Raw genomic sequence first — 2,180 nt, forward strand, 5'->3', positions numbered from 1 at the left:
ATAAGCAACGCGCATCCACGTGCGACTGGCATGGTAGTCAGCAAGCTGGTGAGAGTCCAGCCATTGCCCCGTGAGAAGGGAAAATGTAGGTGAAGGCAAGGGTGTCCAAAGAAACTCGGTATTGCTACCCAAAGGGGATTGCGGTAATACAGAGCCAATGCGGAATCTGAAGGAAGCTGGAACCAAATCGGTCACCTAAACGAAAGTGAACCTTCGTAAGGCAACCACAGTGGGTAAGGTGCCGTGAGCCACTTAAGCCCTAAATTCTCACCGTAAACTGTGGCTGTAGTGAAGGTAGGTGGATCGAGACAGGGGTGGCTACCTTACCCAGTGAAAGGCCGTCGGTTTGGGTCGGAATAACTGCGATTCTATAAGCCCTAAGCGCGGCAGCAGTGCTGACGTGATGAACCAAGGGTCTGCAGATGAAGCCGTAGTAGTCGTAAAGCTGGGTGCCGATGATTTCATGGTGACATGGAAGAGGGTAAAACACCGAGAAAGTAACAGGACGTTGGAGACGAAGGGTGGAACACGAAAGCGGCCATAGCCGTTAATTAAAGACCGGAGGGTTGAGATCAGCCTAATAGGAGCGATTGACTATTTGCAACGTAAACAGCGAACGAATCAATCACGCGAGATTATTGAAAACCCTCTGCAAACACGCGTGAAATAAACGACATGAGCCAACACATTGAGGATGAAAGACTCTTCGAAAATCTCTGTTACGCGTCTTATCTGCGGATAGGATTCGAACAGGTCAAGGAAAACAAAGGCAAGCCCGGCATTGATGGGGTGAACATACATGACTTTGAATTCCGGTTAGAAGAAGAGCTAAGTCGGTTACAGCAGGAATTGCTGAACTGGACTTACAAACCATCGCCGGTACGCCGAGTGGAAATCCCGAAGCCGCAAGGCGGGGTAAGACTGCTGGGCATCCCAACGGTGCGGGATCGCGTGGTGCAAACAGCCTTAAAGCTGCTACTGGAACCGATCTTTGAACCGCATTTTTCGCCGCATAGTTATGGTTTTCGTCCTGGACGGAACCCGCGGCAAGCGGTACAGGCGGCGCAACGCATCATAAACAGCGGTAAGTCGTATGTGGTGGATATTGATCTGGAGAAATTCTTTGACCGAATCCATCATGACCGGCTGATAGCCCGAATAGGACAACGGATCACCGACAAACGGATACTGCGCCTGATCGGACTGATGCTGCGAAGCGGCATCATGATCAACGGCGTGGTGGTTCGGAGCGAGGAAGGCACGATGCAGGGTGGGCCGCTAAGCCCCTTGCTGAGTAACATTGTGCTGGACGAACTGGATAAAGAACTGGAAAAACGCGGCCTGGAATTTTGTAGGTTTGCCGATGACTGCAATATCTTCGTGAAGTCACAAAAAGCGGCGGAACGTGTGATGGAAACGGTCAGCCAGTTCATAGAAAGCAAGCTCAAGCTCAAGGTGAACCGGGCGAAAAGCCAAGTGGCGAGATCAGAAAGGGTAAAGTTTTTGGGCTTTACGGTAGTGAACGGGACGATTGCGATTGCGCGAAAAGCCCTGTAAACGGCCATGGATAATGTCAAAGCCCTAACGCCACGAGGCACCAATAAGGATATAGAAACCACCCTAAAGTCGATCAATCAATGGTATGTAGGCTGGTCGAATTATTTCAGTCTAAGCCACTATCCAGCGCAATTAGTGAAGATAGAGGCGCATATCCGACGACGACTGAGGGCTAGGTTGGTTGATCAGCAGAAGAATAAGAGAAATCTATATCGGACGTTGGTCAAAAGAGGGGTGTCGCCCAAAGCGGCTGCCGTAGCGTTTACCAACCGGAAACGATGGGCACTTAGCAAGACAGTGGCAGTATCCAGAGCCTATCCTAACGATTGGTTTATAAAGGGTAAAGGCCAAGCTATCCGATCCGACCAGAAGTTGGCGCACTGGTTTGAAGTCTCTCAATGGGTGAGTCTTGCGTGATGAGCCGTGTACGGACCCGTACGCACGGTTCTGTGGGCAGACGGAGGCTGCGGCCTCCTCTGACCCGATCGGATTTAAGACCGTCGAGGTGGATGCGCTACGCTTATCCATCCTACAGACTTTCCCATCAGCGGCAGTTGTCCGGAAATTCCGGATAGTTGCAATCCATCTTTTATTTTTCTGGTTCCCACGCGGAGCGTCACTGC

Annotated in this window: 2 protein-coding genes; both read left to right on the plus strand. The window is 51.0% G+C overall.

Annotated elements, in window-relative coordinates; translation table 11 throughout:
- Positions 1-675: 675 nt before the first annotated feature.
- Entirely contained in the window at positions 676-1,557 is an 882-nt protein-coding gene (gene ltrA / locus A1359_RS04290) for a group II intron reverse transcriptase/maturase (RefSeq protein ID WP_232322107.1), read from the plus strand.
- Positions 1,558-1,563: 6 nt separating this feature from the next.
- Entirely contained in the window at positions 1,564-1,974 is a 411-nt protein-coding gene (locus A1359_RS23040) for a group II intron maturase-specific domain-containing protein (RefSeq protein WP_232322108.1), read from the plus strand.
- Positions 1,975-2,180 lie beyond the last annotated feature (206 nt).

It is taken from the genome of Methylomonas lenta (assembly GCF_001644015.1).
Taxonomy (GTDB): Bacteria; Pseudomonadota; Gammaproteobacteria; order Methylococcales; family Methylomonadaceae; genus Methylomonas; species Methylomonas lenta.

Bases quoted from the DNA above. Each gene is read 5' to 3' on its own strand.
- ltrA (WP_232322107.1), top strand. From the start codon at position 676: ATGAGCCAACACATTGAGGATGAAAGACTCTTCGAAAATCTCTGTTAC.
- A1359_RS23040 (WP_232322108.1), top strand. From the start codon at position 1,564: ATGGATAATGTCAAAGCCCTAACGCCACGAGGCACCAATAAGGATATA.